A 16,008-nucleotide genomic window follows, 5' to 3' on the forward strand; every position below is an offset into this window, starting at 1 on the left:
GAGGAACATGGATCGCACGACATTGCTGCGCGAGGTCGACGCGCGCCTCAAGGGACGCAGCCTCGTCTGGGCCGGGCTGCGCGGCGACGATGTCGAGCCCCTCGTCGACGTACCGCAGCTGCGCGGCGCGTTCTCGATCATGTCGCGGTACTCACGGCGCGAGTCGGTGCGCGCGACGGCCTACGAGGACCTCACCGGCGTGCGTATCGACCCCGAGACCTGGGACATCGACGAGCATCTGGATACCGAGGCCACCCGCGAGTTCCGCCGCGACCTGCTGCGCGCACTCGCGGGCGAAAGCGCCCTGGTGCCCTATCGCCCGTCGCAGTTCCTGTCCGCAATCTCTTTCGCACGGCGCGACGACTGTCTCAACCTCGGGATGTTCGGGGCGCACCAGTCGGCCTTCGAGCACAAGCCATGGGTCGAGACGTCCATAGCCGCCGAAGGCGTCCCGCACATCCCGTGGCACTATGTCGCCGACGAGGAGCAGCTCAGCGCCACGACCTTCGCCACCGCCGGGCAGCTCATGCTCCGTCGTAGCCGGACATCGGGGGGCGAAGGTCTCGTGCGGGTACCCGAGGGCGGCGACCTGCGCGACTATTGGCCCGATGTGCCGGAGGCGTTCGTGAGCGTCTCGCGGTTCATCGAAGGCGCCCTACCGGTGAACGTCGGAGCCACCGTCTGGCGCAATGGCGAGGTCACGGTACACCACCCCTCGGTGCAGTTGATCGGCATCCGGGGCCTTGTGACGCGGGAGTTCGGATACTGCGGCAACGACTTCGGACGCACCCGCGACATCGACGTGTCGACGATCGATCAGATCGAGGACTCCACCACGCGGATCGGCAGATGGCTGCACCGCAACGGGTACCTCGGCTCTTTCGGCGTCGACTTCCTGGTCCACGAGGGCAAGGCCCTCTTCACCGAGGTGAACCCGCGATTCCAAGGTTCGACGCACGCCTCGTGCCGGCTCTCGATCGAGGCCGGCGAGGCGTGCCTCATGCTCGAGCACCTCGCCGCGTGGCTCAAGCTCGAACCACCGAAGGTCCGGCGGCCGCTGCGCGAACTCGTCGCTGAGACGCCCGACCTCGCGCACATCGTCGTCCACTGGGGCGGGGAGGACACAGCCGACCTGGACCTGCGCACCTTCGGTGACCAGCTGCGGGCGACGGATTCGCGCGGGATCGTTGAGCTCCTGCCCCCGGAGGGACTCACCGTCGCCCACGCCGCGGCCGTGGCGCGCTGGACCACGCGCTCGCGCGTCACCGACACCGGGTATGAGCTGCGGGATCAGTTCTCATCACTAAGCACCGCCCTCTCCGGCGGTGTACGGACCTTCGAGCCGGAAGAGCTACCCGCATGATCGATTTCGCGACGGCATTCACCCAGCTTCAACACAGTGGGGACCCGTTCTGGTTCCAGTCAGGCAAAGGTCACTCGCGCCATTACCTCGCGTGGCAGGACTACCTGGACGATCTCGATCCCAACGGCGATGCAGCCGAACGGCTCTTCCACATCGCACAGCGCGCGGGCGACGGCATCCCGGAAGCGAACGAGGAGGAACCCGCCCGGCGCACGTGGCTGCGGGCAGCCCAGCAGGTCCCATGGGCGACGTTCGTTCTGGGGACAGGATGCCTCTCGTTCAGCGATGATGACGTCAACGAGTCGTTTCGTGATGAGGCCGTGCGCGGGGTCGTCACCGATGAGGTGCCCCCGTCGCCAGAGGGTGCGGTGCTGGAGCAGGTCCGAGTTGCCCTGAAGGACATCGACGAGAAGTACCCCGGTCTGGCGCTCAGCGAAATCGCCCTCGACTTCTTCTCACGACTCGTGACCGAAAAGCTGGGTCCCGCTGCGCTGCTCTCTGCTCTTCCGGTTCGCACCCCGGCGGATTGGAAACTTCCCGCGAGGGTGGTGCTCGCCGCCACCCTCGCAAGCAGGCTGTACACGGCGGCGCTCGACTCGTCCCCCCATATCATCGGGCGCGCCGACCGCGAGCTCGTCGTGGCAGATCTGGACTCCTGGTCGGGAGCGCGGATCGAAGCAGAGCTCCGTGAGCCGCTTGACCACGTGCTTGGGCTCCTGTCGCCGGCAGCTGATCCTCAGGCCCCCAACCTTCGGGCGCTCAAGCGCCTCGTGTCCGCGGTCAAGGAATCAATCAGACAGACCGCGCCTGCCATTCGCCGCACGCACGTCGAGCTGCTGACCGCATTCGCGTGGTACTTCGTGACCGCGGGCAGCACCGTCTACTTGGGCTGGGCGGAGCTGATGCTCTTCCAAGCATTCGACGACGAGCGCGTCTTCCGAGAGCAGAACGACCTGCCCGCAGACCACCCCTCCCCGCGACCGGCTGTCCGCTCTGTTTTCAGCCCGCACACCTGGGTGCATGACCGGATCGAGAGCGTGACCAAGCGGTCCTGGCGCGAACGGGTGTCAGCCGGCGTGAACGAGCAGAAGTCAGGGCGCCTCGGCTTCTACAACCTCGTAGCGGAAATCGTGCGCGACCAGGCGGCCTCGCGATCCTCCCTCCCCAGTGGCGATCACGAAGCACCACTTCCGGCGTGCTTCATCAGCTCATTCGACCTCGAACTCGAGATGGCACTCTGGCACAAGAGCGTTCCGTTCATCATCGTCCTTCCGACGTTCGCGGCCGACCGACGGGCTACCCCGCAGACAGCCTCGCTGCGCTGGGTATGGGCGAAGATCACACCCCCCAAGAGTGGCGATTTCGGTCCCGAATTGCCGTCCGCGCTGATGTCGCCTGCGACCTGGTCGCTGCTCAGTCGAGCGTCACTCGAAGATGAGTCGGACCCGGCACGCCAGATCCTGTCTGGCACGATCCCGGTCATCGTGCGACTCACCGGCTCGCCCTTGATGGATGTCCCTCAGTCCGACGAACTCCGCAAGACCGCGATGACATCGGCGTTCCACCACGCGCTTGTGCTCGACGAGTACACAGCCATCCAGCAGGCGGCCGCCGACCTCGCGTTGACCGGACTGCCACCGCAGTTGAGCGGAAACCGTTCGACACGTGGTCCGCAGCGCTTCTGGATGCTTCTCGGCACCCAGCTCGAAGACAGCGGCGTCCGCTTCAGGGTGATGGCGCCCCAAGTGCTGAATCGGCTCAGCCCGACGCAGTCGACCGAGCACTCCGCCGGAGAGCCGCGACCGGGTGCGGGCTACCGGGCGGGCGTGCTGATCAACGAGAAGTCGCAGACGAGCTACCGCGAGCTGTTCTTCTGGCACGACTTGGATGCGGTCGACGCGCGGCACCTTTCCGTCATGGCAGACCTGGATGGTTTCGCAAAGCGATGGCGCGCGTCGATAGATGCTCTGGAAGCGCTCCGGCCGACGCCTGCGCCCACACATGACGACGAGGAGCTCCCGGATTGAGCGCGACGATCCAGCAGTGGCGGAAGAGCCTCCGGGCCTTCGAGGACGGGTGCTTCTGGCCGGGCACGCGCGCGATGCGCGATCCGCTGCGCTGGCGACGGCAGCTGATCGGTCGCCGTGCTGATGTCGAGCGCTTCACCGACATCCTCCGCCAGCGCCGTCTTGTCGTGCTCAGCGGCGAGTCCGGTAGCGGCAAGTCCTCCTTCCTGTCGGTGGGCGTGCGACCGCAGCTCGCCCGGCACGGGACACTCGTCCTCTACTGCGACAAGTGGTCCGGCGTCGACGGCAAGTTCGGAGGCTCCCTGGAGTCGACCGAGGCCTTCATCGCATCGAAGCTGAGCCTGCCCGCCGACATCCCGCCGGGCGCGGGTTTCCTCGCGGAACTCGACAAGCGGTATGGGGAGACTGCCGTCATCATCCTCGACCAGTTCGAAGAGCTGATCCGCCACCAGCCCCTACTGTCTGGGCAGGTACAGCGGTGGGTGGAGCACGCCATCGCGACGCACCGTGTGCGGTTCGTCATCTCACTGCGCTCTGAGTACGAGCACCGCGTGCGGTACTGGCGCGCGGGTCCGTGGGCTCGCGAGGACTTCTACCTGCTTTCGCTGAGCGATCCTGAGACCATCGAGCGGATCATCCTCGCGGGCAGGCGGCCGAGCACGCCGAACGCTGACGGCCTGGTCGACGAAGAGGGCGCGGTCGATGCGGCCATGGATCCTGACACTCCCGTCATCGAGGAGGGCGCGGTCGCGGCGATCGTGAACGCGTGGGCACGGGTGCAGGGCGGCCAATCGTGGTCGGGCGTCGGGCTGCTGCATCTGCAGGCTCTTCTCTACGTGCTCTGGTACAAGAGCGACAAGGTCACCGTCACACTGAAGAACGTCGAAGACGCGCGCCTGCGGGCGACGGCCGGTGATATCGCAGCCGCGGAGTCCGAGGCCGATGATCTCGAGCGCGATCGCGCTCTCTTCGCGGATGCTCTGGCCCGTGCCGTCAAGTACCACCTCGCGCAGAGTGAGCAGATCTACCTCGAAGGCGCGCTGGGCGATCCGGCGACCGCGGGCGATGCCGTCATGGCAAGCGGTGCCGCCCAGCTCGTCACTCGCATCGCCGACTACCTCGCGAGCGGCGGCTACAAGGTCGATCAGGACCGACGCCACCTCGCAAGGCTCGTCCTCGCCGCAGAGTTGAAGACCCTTCACCTCGATCCGGGACTCACGACCGGCTCAACCGCCGGCACGATCTTCGATTCCTTCGCGAAGCGCGTCGACGACTTCGCGGCCGCCCTTGACGGCGCTCCACGAGAGGCTCCCAAAGACGATCCAGTGGACTGGCTCTCTGCTCCGCGCGCCCACTTCGTGCCCGACGATCTCGCGAGTCCGCTCGGGGAGGAGGACAGCCAGGACGTCACGGCAGGTCCCATGTTGGGGCTGTCGCCGCTGAGCGTCTTCGTCGAGGAACTGCGCCGATACTTCTTCGCGCTGGAGTGGCTCTCGACGACCGACCTGATCCGCACCGCGACGCCGAACGCCGGCACGACCATCCTGTCGCTCATCCACGACGGTTTCGGGGTGGGGCTGGCCAAGTGGGCCGGCTCCCGCACCGATTGGGCGCCCAGGGCGCTCTCTCGCCTCACCGCGGCGGTCGGCGAATCGTTCGGATCGGGTGCCGTCGCGGAGCGTGGAGTCGTCGCCGGCAAGGACGAGACGTTTCGCATCCTGACGAATCTCCGCTGGCGTTCCTGCACCGTGCGCAACGTGCAGTTCCGCCGCGTCATCCTGGTCAACTGCGATCTGCGGGAGTCGTCCTTCATCGACTGCGAATTCGAGGGTGTCACGTTCGTGAACTGCCTGCTCGACGGCGTCTCGTTCACGCGCTGCGAGATCCGCGGGGCGGCGACGCCTCCCCCGCGGCGGGGACCTGGAGATCGGCTGCTGCCCTCCTTCATCGTGGGACCGGAGCGGGATCCAGAACGGAGTCCTTTCGGCGCGGACAAGCTGGCCGAGTCGACGATTGTCGCGACGACCCTCAACCGCTACCGCGAGACCCACGTCGTCACGAGCCGCATCGGATCCTGGACGTCGGGTCTGCCCGCGAGCCCCATCTCGGCGGAGGGGGAGAAGGGGATGCGGGAGTCGCAGAGCGATCAGTTCCAGTTCGAGACGTTCGATGCTCAGCCAGGCGGTCTGGTCATGTACGGCGGTCGGCTCAGTTCCCTGATGTTCGCGGAGTGCACATTCCATGATGATGGGGTGGTGTCCCTGCGACATGTCGCCGGGACCTCGCTCGAGTTCGCCGAGCAGCCATCGGGACGCATAGAGCTGTGCGACGTGGTGATCCGTGGCCTCATCATCAGCCCGCCGGTGGGAGAGCACGAAGCCGAATCACCCATCCAGCTCGACGCATTCGACTCCCAGCTCCACAATGTGTGGTTCTCGACCCCTCTGAAGGGTCGCGCCACGCTCGACAACTGCGTCGTCTGGCAACTCTTCAGCGCGAGTGCGCAGAAGGACGGATTCGAGGTGGACCTCGTCAACAGCCCTCACCTGGGGGTCATCAACGCGCACACGCTCGACGACGAAAGTCGGCCGCAGAGAGCAGAGGGCTTCGTCGCCCTCGATGTGCCCCTTGAAGCGGTCAAGAAGGCCGCGAAGAAGGCCGACTACCAATCCGTCGAAACGCTCCGCAAGTCCTCACCTCGACCGGTGGAGCAGTAGCTCGAGCAGAGCGATCCGCACGAATAGCCCGAGGTCGCTCTGCTCGAAGTACCGCATCCGCGGATCGCGGCGGGCGGGTGTCGAGATCTCGTCGATGATCGGCATCGGCGAGAGCACGATCGCGTCGGCGGGGAGGCCTGCGAGCATCGAGGTGTCGACCCGCAGGGCACCTCGCACACGCTCGTCCGCGGCACCGTGCGGAATCCCGACCGCGAGCAGCGCTGACACGTCCCCCAGCTCGTCACGCGGGCGCCGGACGGCGCGACCCCCCAGCGCTGCCGGCAGCGAGAACCCGTCCTCGAGCGCGGCATCCGTCACGAGCGAAAGCGCACGCGGGGGCCTTCGCGCGAGCAGGGCCAGCAGGCTGCGGGCGGCGCGCATCCGCAGGTCACCGCACAGGGCGATGTGCAGCTGCGCAACGGGTCCCACCAGACGCTCGAGCGCGAACAGATCGATGAGAGCCTGCGAGGGGTGCTCGGCCGCCTCGCCGCCGTCACCGGCGTTGAACCATGAGACGTCGGCACGGGCGGCCGCTGCGAGCTCGTTCGACGGCCGGGGCGCACGCACGACGAGCGCGTCGACGTAGCCGCTCAGCGCACGGACCGTGTCGGTGAGGCTCTCGGGCATCGACACCGCGGACTCGCGCCGTCCGTCGACCTCCACGACATCGAGGCCGAGGTGGTGGGCCGCCGCAGCGAATCCCGTCCGCGTACGCAGCGATGTGTCGAAGAACGCGAGACCCAGGATTCCGCGGCGCAGCGTGGGCGAGGTCCCGTTTGCGAATTCGGCCGCACGGGCGAGGACGCCGTCGATCTCGGCATCCGTCACATCGCCGATGCCGTTGAAGCGACGAGCGACGGCGTCAGACACCCGAATGCAGCACCGGAAGGGCGTGGTCGTACCGCGCGCCGTCGGCGTCCTTCGTCGCGAAGCTGAGCGTGTTGTGCGTGCAAGGGGGACAGGTCGGCCCGAGGCTGCCGCCAAGCTCTGCGGCGATGTCCCGCGCCCGCAGATAGACGTCGAGCGTCTCCTCTGCCGTCGGTGGGCGGGATGCCGCGAGCGGAGTGGCCGGATCGGGTTTGAAGGGGCTGAGCACCGGCACGCAGCCACGCTCGAGGATGGCTCGGACACCGTCGAGGGTCGTCTCGCTCGACTCGATCCCCACCATGAGCATGGAGCGGACGCGGTTGCCACCAAGCGCGCCGGCGGCCTCCTCGAGGAAGTCGAGGTAGTACTGCCGACCCTGCCGATGCTTGTGGCGCATGACTTTCGCCGCGACGTCCTCGTCATACACCTCGAGGTTGATCGACAATTCGTTCACGCCCAGGCGATCGAGGCGCGGCAGGTCGAAGAGGCCGGGCAGCGGAACCATCATGATGTCGACGGGGATGCCGGCGAACGACTCCAGCACGGTCTCATAGACGCGCTGCAGGCCGGGGATGTGCTTCGGGCCTGGCGTCCCGCCCGAGATGAGGATGTGATGGCCGGGCTGACGTCCATCGGCGAGAGCGACCTGGAGGGCTTCGAGCATCGGCGCCATGGGCTTGACGCCCGCGTAGGTGTCGTCGAAGGGGATGTTGCAGAAGTCGCACACCATCGCGCAGCCGATGGTCGGCGACAGCCGCGACCGATCGCCGTGGGTCACGACGTAATTCCAGTAGGGACGCCCGTTCGCGGCCTTGTCGAAATGGAAGCTCGCCGGCGGCCAGAACTCCGCCCTGCTCTCGAGTCCACGGCCGTGGACGAAGAACCCGTCGGGACCGAGATCGACCGTCATCGATGTGCCGGGCACGAAGTTCGCGTTGTACCGCTCCACCGGGACGTTCACCCAGACGTCGTCATCCAGCCGAAGGATGAGGCCCCGCGTCGACGCGTAGTCATCGGGAGACCACTGACCTCCATCGACGATGTCGCTGAGCGCGGCATCCGCGGCGGCCGTGACCGATGCGCCCTCGGCCATCAGGGTGAATTTCAGGCGCTCCGCGGTGGTGAGTTCTGCAGACATGAGACCTTCGGCCGACGGAGTGGGGACCTCCCATCGTAGTGCCGGTCACCAGCGGTCGACCGGGGCGGGATCTGCATGCGCCGGCACTTCGGGCACGCGATCCTGGCCGGCCTGACGCGCGAGCCACTCGTCGAGGAACGATGACGAATCGCGCACAGCCGATGTGTCCGGGGCGGGATGCCGCGGCGCCCGCGGCCGGCCGGTCTCGACACGGGCCTCCAGCGCGCGGTCGACCGCGGCATCCGTCACAACCGGCTCGAGGGAGGCGGCGCGCCACCGCGCGGCGCAGCGGGCATCGACAGCCTGCGCCCGCTGCAGGGCGGCCGGCGATTCGGGGGGACGGGTGACCTTGAGCAGGAAGGGCTCGCTCGTCACTCCCGCTCGACTCAGCGTCGCGGCGGCCTGCAGGTCGGGGAGTCGCAGCAGCTCGTGGGCGGGCCACCCCCCAAGCCGCACCGACCCGCGACCGGCCGTGTTCAGTCCGAGCCGGAAATGGAAGAACGAGCCCGCATTTGCCTCGATCGCCGACTGCAGCGCGGGGGCGTAAGCCTCGCTGCTCTGTCCGGCGATCCAGACGCCGACGCCGAACTTCCGCGCCTCGGCGAGCATCGCAGGCAGCGCCCCGAAGGTCAGGAGGTGCGCCTCGTCGATGATCATCACATGCGGCCGACTGCGGTCTGCGCGCCGTCCCATTGCCACCCAGTGCTTGAGTAGCCAGATCGCGCCGAGCATCCGCGCAGAGCCGACCCCGAGCTTCGGTCCACCGAGGTCGACGAGGAGTGTGCGGCTCTCGTCCATCACCCGCGTGACATCGATGGAGTCGCGGGGACGCCCTAGAATCTCGCGCATCGCGCGCTGGCCGACCATCGGCTGGAACTTCGAGACCGCCCATGCCGGGAGGTTGGACGCCTCCTCGCCCTTGAGCGACCCGATCTCGGTGTCGATGCGGTGCGCGAGATCGCGGTCCGTCGCCGCGACGGCGATCGCCAGCTTTCGCGCGCGCGCCGGCTCAGACGCGACAGCAAGGAGGTGCAGCAGCGTCGCCTCACGCCCGAAGGCGGCCGAGACGCCGTCGCACAGCAGTGTGAACCACCGCCGCCATCGCGGTCCGACGATTCCCTCGCCGCGCGGATCGAAGATCGCCTGGACGAGCTCGGTGAACTCGGCGAATATCTGCTCGCGCACGTCAGGGTCCTCCTCGTCGAAGAGATTCAGGACAGCCGGGGCCTGCGGATCACCGTGGCGCACGGTGATCGCGCGATCGGCGACCGCGGCATCCATCGTCCTCAGCGCCTGGTCAACTCCCGTCCCGTGGTGCTCGATTAGCGTGCAGCCGATTCCCTGCGCAGACAGCTGCGAGATCAGCGTCGCCAGGAAGGTGGTCTTTCCGGAGCCGCTCGCACCCTCGATCGACGCGTGCCGACACAGGTCCCCCGGCTCGAGCGTGACCGCCACACGACCTCCGAGCGCGGTCCGCGCCGATCCGAGGACGACCGCCCGGGGAGTGCGCTTGGGCACCGGCTGGAGGGGACGCTCTGCGGCCGGCGCGAAATGGGACGGTATGCCGTTCGCCGGTCGCTCGCCCGCCGCCGGAAGCCGCAGCAGGGCTAGCGCCCAGCCTTCGGGGCGGACATGGCCCGCAACGGCGTCGACATCGAGGGTGTCGAATCTCGCACGCTCGCCGGCGTCGGCATCCCGCAGCACGAGACCGGTGCCCCATCCGCGCGCGACACCGCGAAAGCGCGCGAAGCCGGAGATGTCGTCGCGCATGCCGACGAAGGTGCGGATCAGCACGGGCGATCCCAGATAGGCGTCGAAATCGGGGTGCGCGAGCCGATCCCAGGTCGCGACGGTCTCGTCGAAGACCATCGCGCGCTCCATCGCCGTAGGTGGCGCGACGAGCACGCGGACGAATGCACCCGGTACGGAATGCAGGGCGCCGAGGATGTCGACTGACGCGTCGCGGGCGGGCAGCGGCCACGCGACCGGAGGAGCGGCGGGGCCGTGCCACTCGCCTGAGCGCGCGTCGTCGTCGCTCAGGCGAGCACGGGCGGGATCGCGCACGAGTTCGGCCAGCCGGGTCACACCGGCGGCCTGCGGCGACTGCGTCGCACGTCGTGAGATCGCCGCGACGCCGGTGAGCACCCCGGCGACATCGGCATCCCAGTCGGCGGGCGCGCTGCCGAGCGGACGGAACTCCGCCGCGACGCGTCCGGAGCGGGTCGACGAAAGCCGGATGTCGAGGCCGCCGCCGGGCTGCCACTCTGCGACCGTGCGCAGCAGAGCCCGCTCGGCGTGCGCCGAGCGGGTCTCGGGCTGACCGCCTCGGATCAGCGACGTCACGACGACCCGCCGTTCCCGCGGCTGCGGCACCGTCATTCGCTCGGCAGTCTCCATGTCGTGTCCTCCTCAGTGCGTGGGCTTCACCGCGTCAACCGATCCCGTCGGCGGGCCTGCGAGGGCGGACGTGCGCTCCAGGATGCTGCACGCACGTGCGCTCAGTTCGACTCGCAGTCCCTCGACCTCTGCCTTCACGATCTCGCGGTAATCGGGACGGTTGACGGCAAGCCATTCGGTAGCCGCATACTCGGCGAGGACCTCCCCGGCGGCGGCGTCCGCACCGAGCGTCGCCGCGACGCGCAGGTAGGCGTCATGCTCACGAAACTCCGGGCGATGCAGGGCTATCCATCGTTCGATGACGTCGTGCCGCCGATCGATGATGCGCGAGAACTCCTCCAGTGCGTCGTCATCGAGGCCAGCGCTGAGGCGACGGCCGACCCGGAGCTCCAGCTCATCACGGACGGCGTGCAGCAGGCTCCGCTTGACGCGCGGCTCGAGCCCCTCGAGTCCCGCCGCCGCCAGGAACTCGTCATTCAGTGTGTCCACGCCGTCTCCTCTCGCTTCTGACATCGCCTCTGCCGACCCGTCACTGATACCGATCCCGTGTTCGTCCTGCCACCCGGACACACGCTTACCACCCGCTCCGGGATCGGTTGGTGTGTCATGTCGAGGCGATCCCCCAGGACGCGCGCCGACATCGACGTGAGGACGGAGGGGGGTGAAGTCATGACATGTGCATGTGTGAAGGCGGGAAGATCTCGCTGCCCGTGGTGCAACGAGGCGATCGCCCACGGCTGGTCGGTCTCGCGCCACAGCTGCCAGTGGGGGACCTGCTCGTGATCAGCGCGCGGTGACCAAGTCGTGCAGGGCGCACCCTGATGTCCGCCCTGCACGACACCTGACAGTCCGAGAGGAGGTGAAATCGATGAACGAGAAGAGCGTGCTCTCTCGCCGATGGGCGCCCTACGTGTGTCGCGGTTGCGGGATGGAGATCTCCTACCCCCAGCGGTTCCTGCGGTGCCCCGGGTGCGGCATCCGCCTGAACTGACCAGCGTGGGGTCGTGCACCACGACCCCACGCTGGAAGGGCGGCGGACACCGATAGCGCGGTGCGGGGCGGCGTAGGCGGAACTGCTACCAGGCGTAGGCCTCCGGCGCCTGGCCGCCAGGACCGGGGAAGAGCTCGTCGAGCGCGTTCAGATCCTCCGCGCTGAGATGGATGTCGAGCGCCGAGACGGCCGATTCCAGCTGCGCGACCGTCCGAGGCCCCACAATCGGTCCGGTGACCCCTGGCTGGTGGAGCAGCCACGCGAGTCCGAGCGCCGACGGGGTCCACCCGCGCTCCGCCGCGAACCGCTCATAGGAGTCCAGCTGGTCCTGGCGCTTCGCCCGCGCGGAGGTGAGTCCGGCGGAGCGGGCCTTCGGGTCGGTCGAGCCGCCGCTCAGCAGTCCTCCCCCGAGCGGAGACCAGGGCAGGATGCCGAGACCATAGTTCTGCGCGGCCGGGATGACCTCGAGTTCGATCGATCGCTGGGCGAGGTTGTACAGCGACTGCTCACTGACCAGACCGAGGAAGTGCCGCTGCTGCGCGATCTCGTTCGCCTGGGCGATGTTCCAGGCCGCGAAGTTGGAGCTGCCGGTGTAGACGACCTCGCCGCGGGCGACCAGGACTTCCATCGCCTGCCACAGCTCCGTCCAGGAGATGTGGCGGTCGATGTGGTGGAACTGGTACAGGTCGATCCGGTCGGTCTGCAGCCGCTTCAGCGAGCCGATCGCCTCGCGGCGCACCTGCCACGCGGAAGCGCCGCGGGCGTTCACGACGTCGCCGTCCGCCGTGGGGTCGACCATCGGCGAGTGCACCTTCGTGGCGAGCACGATGTCATCCCGCACCCCCGGCCGCGCAGCGAACCACCGCCCGATGATCTCCTCGGTCGCGCCCCGTCCACCGGCGCCGCCGTACCCGTTCGCCGTGTCGATGAAGTTCACACCGAGCTCGACGGCGCGGTCCAAGATCGCGAACGAGTCCTCCTCTGACGTGCGATCGCCGAAGTTCATCGTGCCCAATACGATCCGCGAGACCGAAGTCCCGGTGCGGCCGAGCTGCGTGTAGTCCATGTCCCCATGCTCACACGCGGACCACCCCAGAGCCACCGCGTCGGTCATCGCATTGCCCGGCGATCATCCCGGAGTTAGCCTCACTGACATGGACCCGCAGACACAGGCGGCGATCCTCGCCGGGGTGCTGGGAGCGCTGGTCGTCGTCAGCCTTGCCCAGCTGCTCTGGGTCGCCGTCAGGCGGCGCTCCCTACGGAAGCAGCGCGAGATCGCGCTTCGCGAATCGCCCGCCGATGTGGCTGAGCCGATGCGCGCGCGCGACATGCGCGCCGGCGACATCGGGCGGATTCTTCAGCTCGGCGCCGACGACATCCTCCGCTAGGACCGGCAGCCGATCCCCGCTACTGGATAGGTTCGTCGTGGATGGCGGTGCTCAGTGTCGTGCCGTTCAGCTCGAGATAGACCTGGCGCTCGGTGACCGAGAGGGTGGCGGTGTTGCGCCGGTCGAGCAGGTCGACGACCGCATCGACGAAACCGGCATCGAAGCTGTGCAGTGTGATCGACTCGGCCTGGTGGATGCGCTTGCCCGCCAGCGGGGCGAGCACCTTGGCAGGGTCGCGGTGCGTGTAGATCGTGGTGCGGTCGGCGAGCTTGCTGCCGTAGTGCAGGCGCTCGGCATCCGGTGCGCCCACCTCGATCCACGCGGTCAGATGTCCCGTGCGGTCGCGCACCACGACCGCCGGCTCGGCGGTGGACGAGATGCCCTCGCTGAACGCGATGCCCTCCTCGTATTCGAGGCAGTACGCGAGCAGCCGGGTGACCATGTAGGCGTCGGTTTCGGACGGATGCCGCGCCACCCGAAGGTTGAAATCGTCGTAGACGCCGCGGTCGACGTCGGCCAGCTGCACCGTGAAGGTGTACATCGTCGCGCCGAGGGCCATAGCGGGAGAGCCTACTGTGCGAAGCACTGTCCGCCTTGCCAGGCGACGCACTACTGTGCTTCCAGGAATTCTCACTGCGAAGGACGTCAGCGTGGACGATCGTGAAGCAATGCGGGCCACCGAGCTCGGCGAGGCCGCCTACATGGAGGCCGCCTTCGCCGGCACGACGCCGGAGGTCAAGGCCGCTCTCGGCATGAGCACGACCCGGATCGGCGGCGGGGTCGTCACCGTGATGGCCGACGATCCGACCGGCGGATTCTGGAGCCGCGCCGTCGGCTTCGGCATCACCGAACCGGTCACCGAGTCGATCGTCGACGAGGTGCTCGCCTTCGCACGCGTCGCCGATGCGAAGAGCCTGCTGTGGCACATCGCCCCGCGGGCGGACGGACCGTGGGAGGAAATCCTCGCGGCGCGCGGATCGAAGCCGGGCCAGGCGTGGGTGAAGTTCGCGGCTCCGATCGAGGATGTGCACGCGGCGACGGCGACCGACCTGCGCATTGCACCGATCGAACTCGCCGATGCCCGTCGCTACGCCGATCTCATGATCGAGGTCTTCGAGATGCCAGCCGACAGCGCCCTCCCCGACTGGTCCGCCTCGCAGGTCGGCATCCCCGGGTTCCAGATGTACGGCGCGTGGGACGGCGACACCCTCGCAGCGACCGCGTGCCTCTATGCCGCGAACGGCATAGGGTCGCTCTCCGGCGCCGCGACGCTTCCGGAGTACCGCGGCCGCGGCGCCCAGACGGCCCTCATGGCGAGGCGGGTGGCGGATGCCGCAACCCTGGGCTGCACCTGGATCACCGCCGAGACCGGAGCCGAGACAGCGGAAGAGCCCAACCCGTCGCTGCACAACATGCGCCACATCGGCCTGGTGGAGCTGTACGAGCGGCGCAACTGGATCTGGCGCGCGGCATCCGACTGATCCGGAGAGACGGCCTCAGCGCCTGGTGAGCATGCGCAGTTCGAGCATGGCCGCGAACCGCTGCTCCGGGTCGGCGAGCTCGAGTCCGCTCACCTCGGCAAGTCGCCGCAGCCGGTAGCGCAGCGTGTTCGGGTGCACGAAGGTCGCCGCCGCGGCCGAAGCGACGTCGCCGAAGCTGTCGAGCCAGGCTTCGAGCGTCTCGAGCAGGTGCGCGTCGTGGCGCTCGTCGTACGCGAGGAGGGTGGCCACCGGTCCGGTCGCCTCATCGCCGCGCGACGCGGTCAGGTCGCGCAGCTCCAGCAGCAGCGATTCCGTCTGCACATCGGCCATCGACGCCACCAGCTGCGACGTCACGCGGCGACGGATGACGCGCAGCACGCGGTCGGCGGTCGCTCGGGAGTGCGCGGTGGAAGCGATGTCGTGCGCCATCGAGCCGACGGCGATGACGGCGGGAAGCCGGGAGCCGACGCGGCCGAGGAAGTCCTGGGCGATCGCGATCACCCGATCGAGCGTGCCCGGCGCCGCAGGAAGGATGCCATACGCGACATCGCCGATCAACGCGACGGCGGCCCCGGGGCGCACGGCGGAGAGGTGGACGGCGAGCGCGTCGGCGAACCGCTCCCGGTCGGCGATGAGGAGCTGATCGTCGCGGCCGCCGCCGGCCGGCTCGCCCGTGAGCGCGCCCGCGATGACGACGAGGTCGTGGCCGGCCAGCCCGAGCCGGCCGAGCGCATCCCGTGCGCCGGCACCGCCCTCGAGCGCGGTGCTGACGAGCTCGGTCCGCAGGCGCCGCTGCACGTCGGCGCCGGCCCGCACCCGCAGCAGATGCAGTGCGACGAGCTTCGCGGCATCCCGCAGCGTCGCCGTGCGCTCCGGCGTGAGTGCTCCGTCCATGGCGGCCCAGATCGACCCGAGCACCTCGTCGCCCGCTCGCACGGCGATCGCGATGCGCTGGGTGCTGACTCCCTGGCCGACCTGGACGGGATCGACCACCACTGGCCGATCGTCGCGGTAGAGCTCGCGGAAGATGCCGAGTTCGGTGAGCGCGCGTGAGTAGCGCTGCGGCACCTGGCGGCCGATGATCGTCTCCGCCCGCGACGCGTCCGCTTCCTCTTGGCGGCCCGAGAAGGCGAGCACGCGCGAGGACCGATCCTCGATCGTGATTGGGGCATCCAGGAGCGACGCGATCGCGTTGGCGACCGCGAAGAGGTCGCCGGACGGGATGCCGCCGAGCGATTCGTCTTCGATCTCGCCGATGTCGTCTTCGGCCAGCAGCGACCGCAGGAGTGCAGCGAGCTGCGTCCAGGTCGCGCCGCGCGCCAGGCCGAGCACCGCCACGCCGTGCGCGTCGGAGGCGCTGCGCACGGCGTCGGTCAGCGTCACCGGCGAGCGCACGATGACCGCCGCCGCACTGTGCGCGCCGAGCTCGAGGATCAGCGCGGCGAGGTGCGCGGCATCCGTCACTCCCACCGCCAGCACGAGTGCGCTCTCCGGGTAGACCGGCTCGTCAGCGGGGTCGTGGATGACCACCCCGCCGATGTCGAGAGCGCCCTCGACATCGCCGTGCACCACCTCGAGCAGGGTCACGCCGAGGTCGTCGAGCACACGCCCGAGACTCGATCGCGGCCGTGTGCTCATG

The 16,008-nt window shown here is 68.6% G+C and carries 12 protein-coding genes; 5 read left to right on the forward strand and 7 right to left on the reverse strand.

Translation table 11 applies throughout. The features are described from left to right. Positions 1-7: 7 nt before the first annotated feature. The 3 genes from ACXJ3V_RS07540 to ACXJ3V_RS07550 are packed head-to-tail and all read left to right on the forward strand — an operon-like array spanning position 8 to position 6,107. Entirely contained in the window at positions 8-1,363 is a 1,356-nt protein-coding gene (locus tag ACXJ3V_RS07540; RefSeq protein ID WP_457099662.1) for an ATP-grasp domain-containing protein, read from the forward strand. Further along, positions 1,360-3,390 (forward strand): hypothetical protein, encoded by a 2,031-nt coding sequence (locus tag ACXJ3V_RS07545; protein ID WP_457099663.1) that lies wholly within the window; start codon positions 1,360-1,362, stop codon positions 3,388-3,390. Before ACXJ3V_RS07540 ends, ACXJ3V_RS07545 begins: the two co-directional genes overlap by 4 nt. Beyond that, a complete protein-coding gene (locus tag ACXJ3V_RS07550) occupies positions 3,387-6,107 on the forward strand; it encodes an nSTAND1 domain-containing NTPase (protein WP_457099664.1) in 2,721 nt (906 codons plus the stop codon). Before ACXJ3V_RS07545 ends, ACXJ3V_RS07550 begins: the two co-directional genes overlap by 4 nt. Here ACXJ3V_RS07550 and ACXJ3V_RS07555 read toward each other — a convergent pair. From ACXJ3V_RS07555 to ACXJ3V_RS07575, 5 genes are all read right to left on the reverse strand, one after another. Then, positions 6,084-6,977 carry a hypothetical protein gene (locus ACXJ3V_RS07555; RefSeq protein WP_457099665.1) on the reverse strand — a complete coding sequence of 298 codons (894 nt, stop codon included), beginning with the start codon at positions 6,975-6,977 and terminating at the stop codon, positions 6,084-6,086. The two genes, ACXJ3V_RS07550 and ACXJ3V_RS07555, sit on opposite strands and share 24 nt — an antisense overlap. Then, positions 6,970-8,112, reverse strand: coding sequence for a radical SAM protein (locus tag ACXJ3V_RS07560; RefSeq protein WP_457099666.1), 1,143 nt, complete (start codon positions 8,110-8,112; stop codon positions 6,970-6,972). Before ACXJ3V_RS07560 ends, ACXJ3V_RS07555 begins: the two co-directional genes overlap by 8 nt. Positions 8,113-8,157: 45 nt before the next feature. Then, positions 8,158-10,509 carry a hypothetical protein gene (locus ACXJ3V_RS07565; RefSeq protein WP_457099667.1) on the reverse strand — a complete coding sequence of 784 codons (2,352 nt, stop codon included), beginning with the start codon at positions 10,507-10,509 and terminating at the stop codon, positions 8,158-8,160. Between the two features lie 12 nt (positions 10,510-10,521). Further along, positions 10,522-10,998 carry a DUF5663 domain-containing protein gene (locus ACXJ3V_RS07570; protein WP_457099668.1) on the reverse strand — a complete coding sequence of 159 codons (477 nt, stop codon included), beginning with the start codon at positions 10,996-10,998 and terminating at the stop codon, positions 10,522-10,524. Between the two features lie 587 nt (positions 10,999-11,585). Further along, positions 11,586-12,566 (reverse strand): aldo/keto reductase, encoded by a 981-nt coding sequence (locus tag ACXJ3V_RS07575; RefSeq protein WP_457099669.1) that lies wholly within the window; start codon positions 12,564-12,566, stop codon positions 11,586-11,588. 88 nt (positions 12,567-12,654) lie between these two features. Between ACXJ3V_RS07575 and ACXJ3V_RS07580 the strand changes: the two genes are divergently transcribed. After that, positions 12,655-12,888 carry a hypothetical protein gene (locus tag ACXJ3V_RS07580; RefSeq protein ID WP_457099670.1) on the forward strand — a complete coding sequence of 78 codons (234 nt, stop codon included), beginning with the start codon at positions 12,655-12,657 and terminating at the stop codon, positions 12,886-12,888. A 19-nt stretch (positions 12,889-12,907) separates the two neighbouring features. Here ACXJ3V_RS07580 and ACXJ3V_RS07585 read toward each other — a convergent pair whose 3' ends face one another. After that, positions 12,908-13,447, reverse strand: a complete 540-nt coding sequence (locus ACXJ3V_RS07585; protein WP_457099671.1) for a YaeQ family protein — start codon at positions 13,445-13,447, stop codon at positions 12,908-12,910. Between the two features lie 91 nt (positions 13,448-13,538). Between ACXJ3V_RS07585 and ACXJ3V_RS07590 the strand changes: the two genes are divergently transcribed. Beyond that, the gene (locus tag ACXJ3V_RS07590) at positions 13,539-14,369 is read left to right on the forward strand and encodes a GNAT family N-acetyltransferase (RefSeq protein ID WP_457099672.1); all 831 of its coding nucleotides are present in this window, start codon (positions 13,539-13,541) and stop codon (positions 14,367-14,369) included. Positions 14,370-14,384: 15 nt separating this feature from the next. Here the strand turns inward: ACXJ3V_RS07590 and ACXJ3V_RS07595 are convergent, their stop codons facing one another. Further along, positions 14,385-16,007 (reverse strand): PucR family transcriptional regulator, encoded by a 1,623-nt coding sequence (locus tag ACXJ3V_RS07595; protein WP_457099673.1) that lies wholly within the window; start codon positions 16,005-16,007, stop codon positions 14,385-14,387. Position 16,008 lies beyond the last annotated feature (1 nt).

It is taken from the genome of Microbacterium sp. P5_E9, assembly GCF_054049175.1.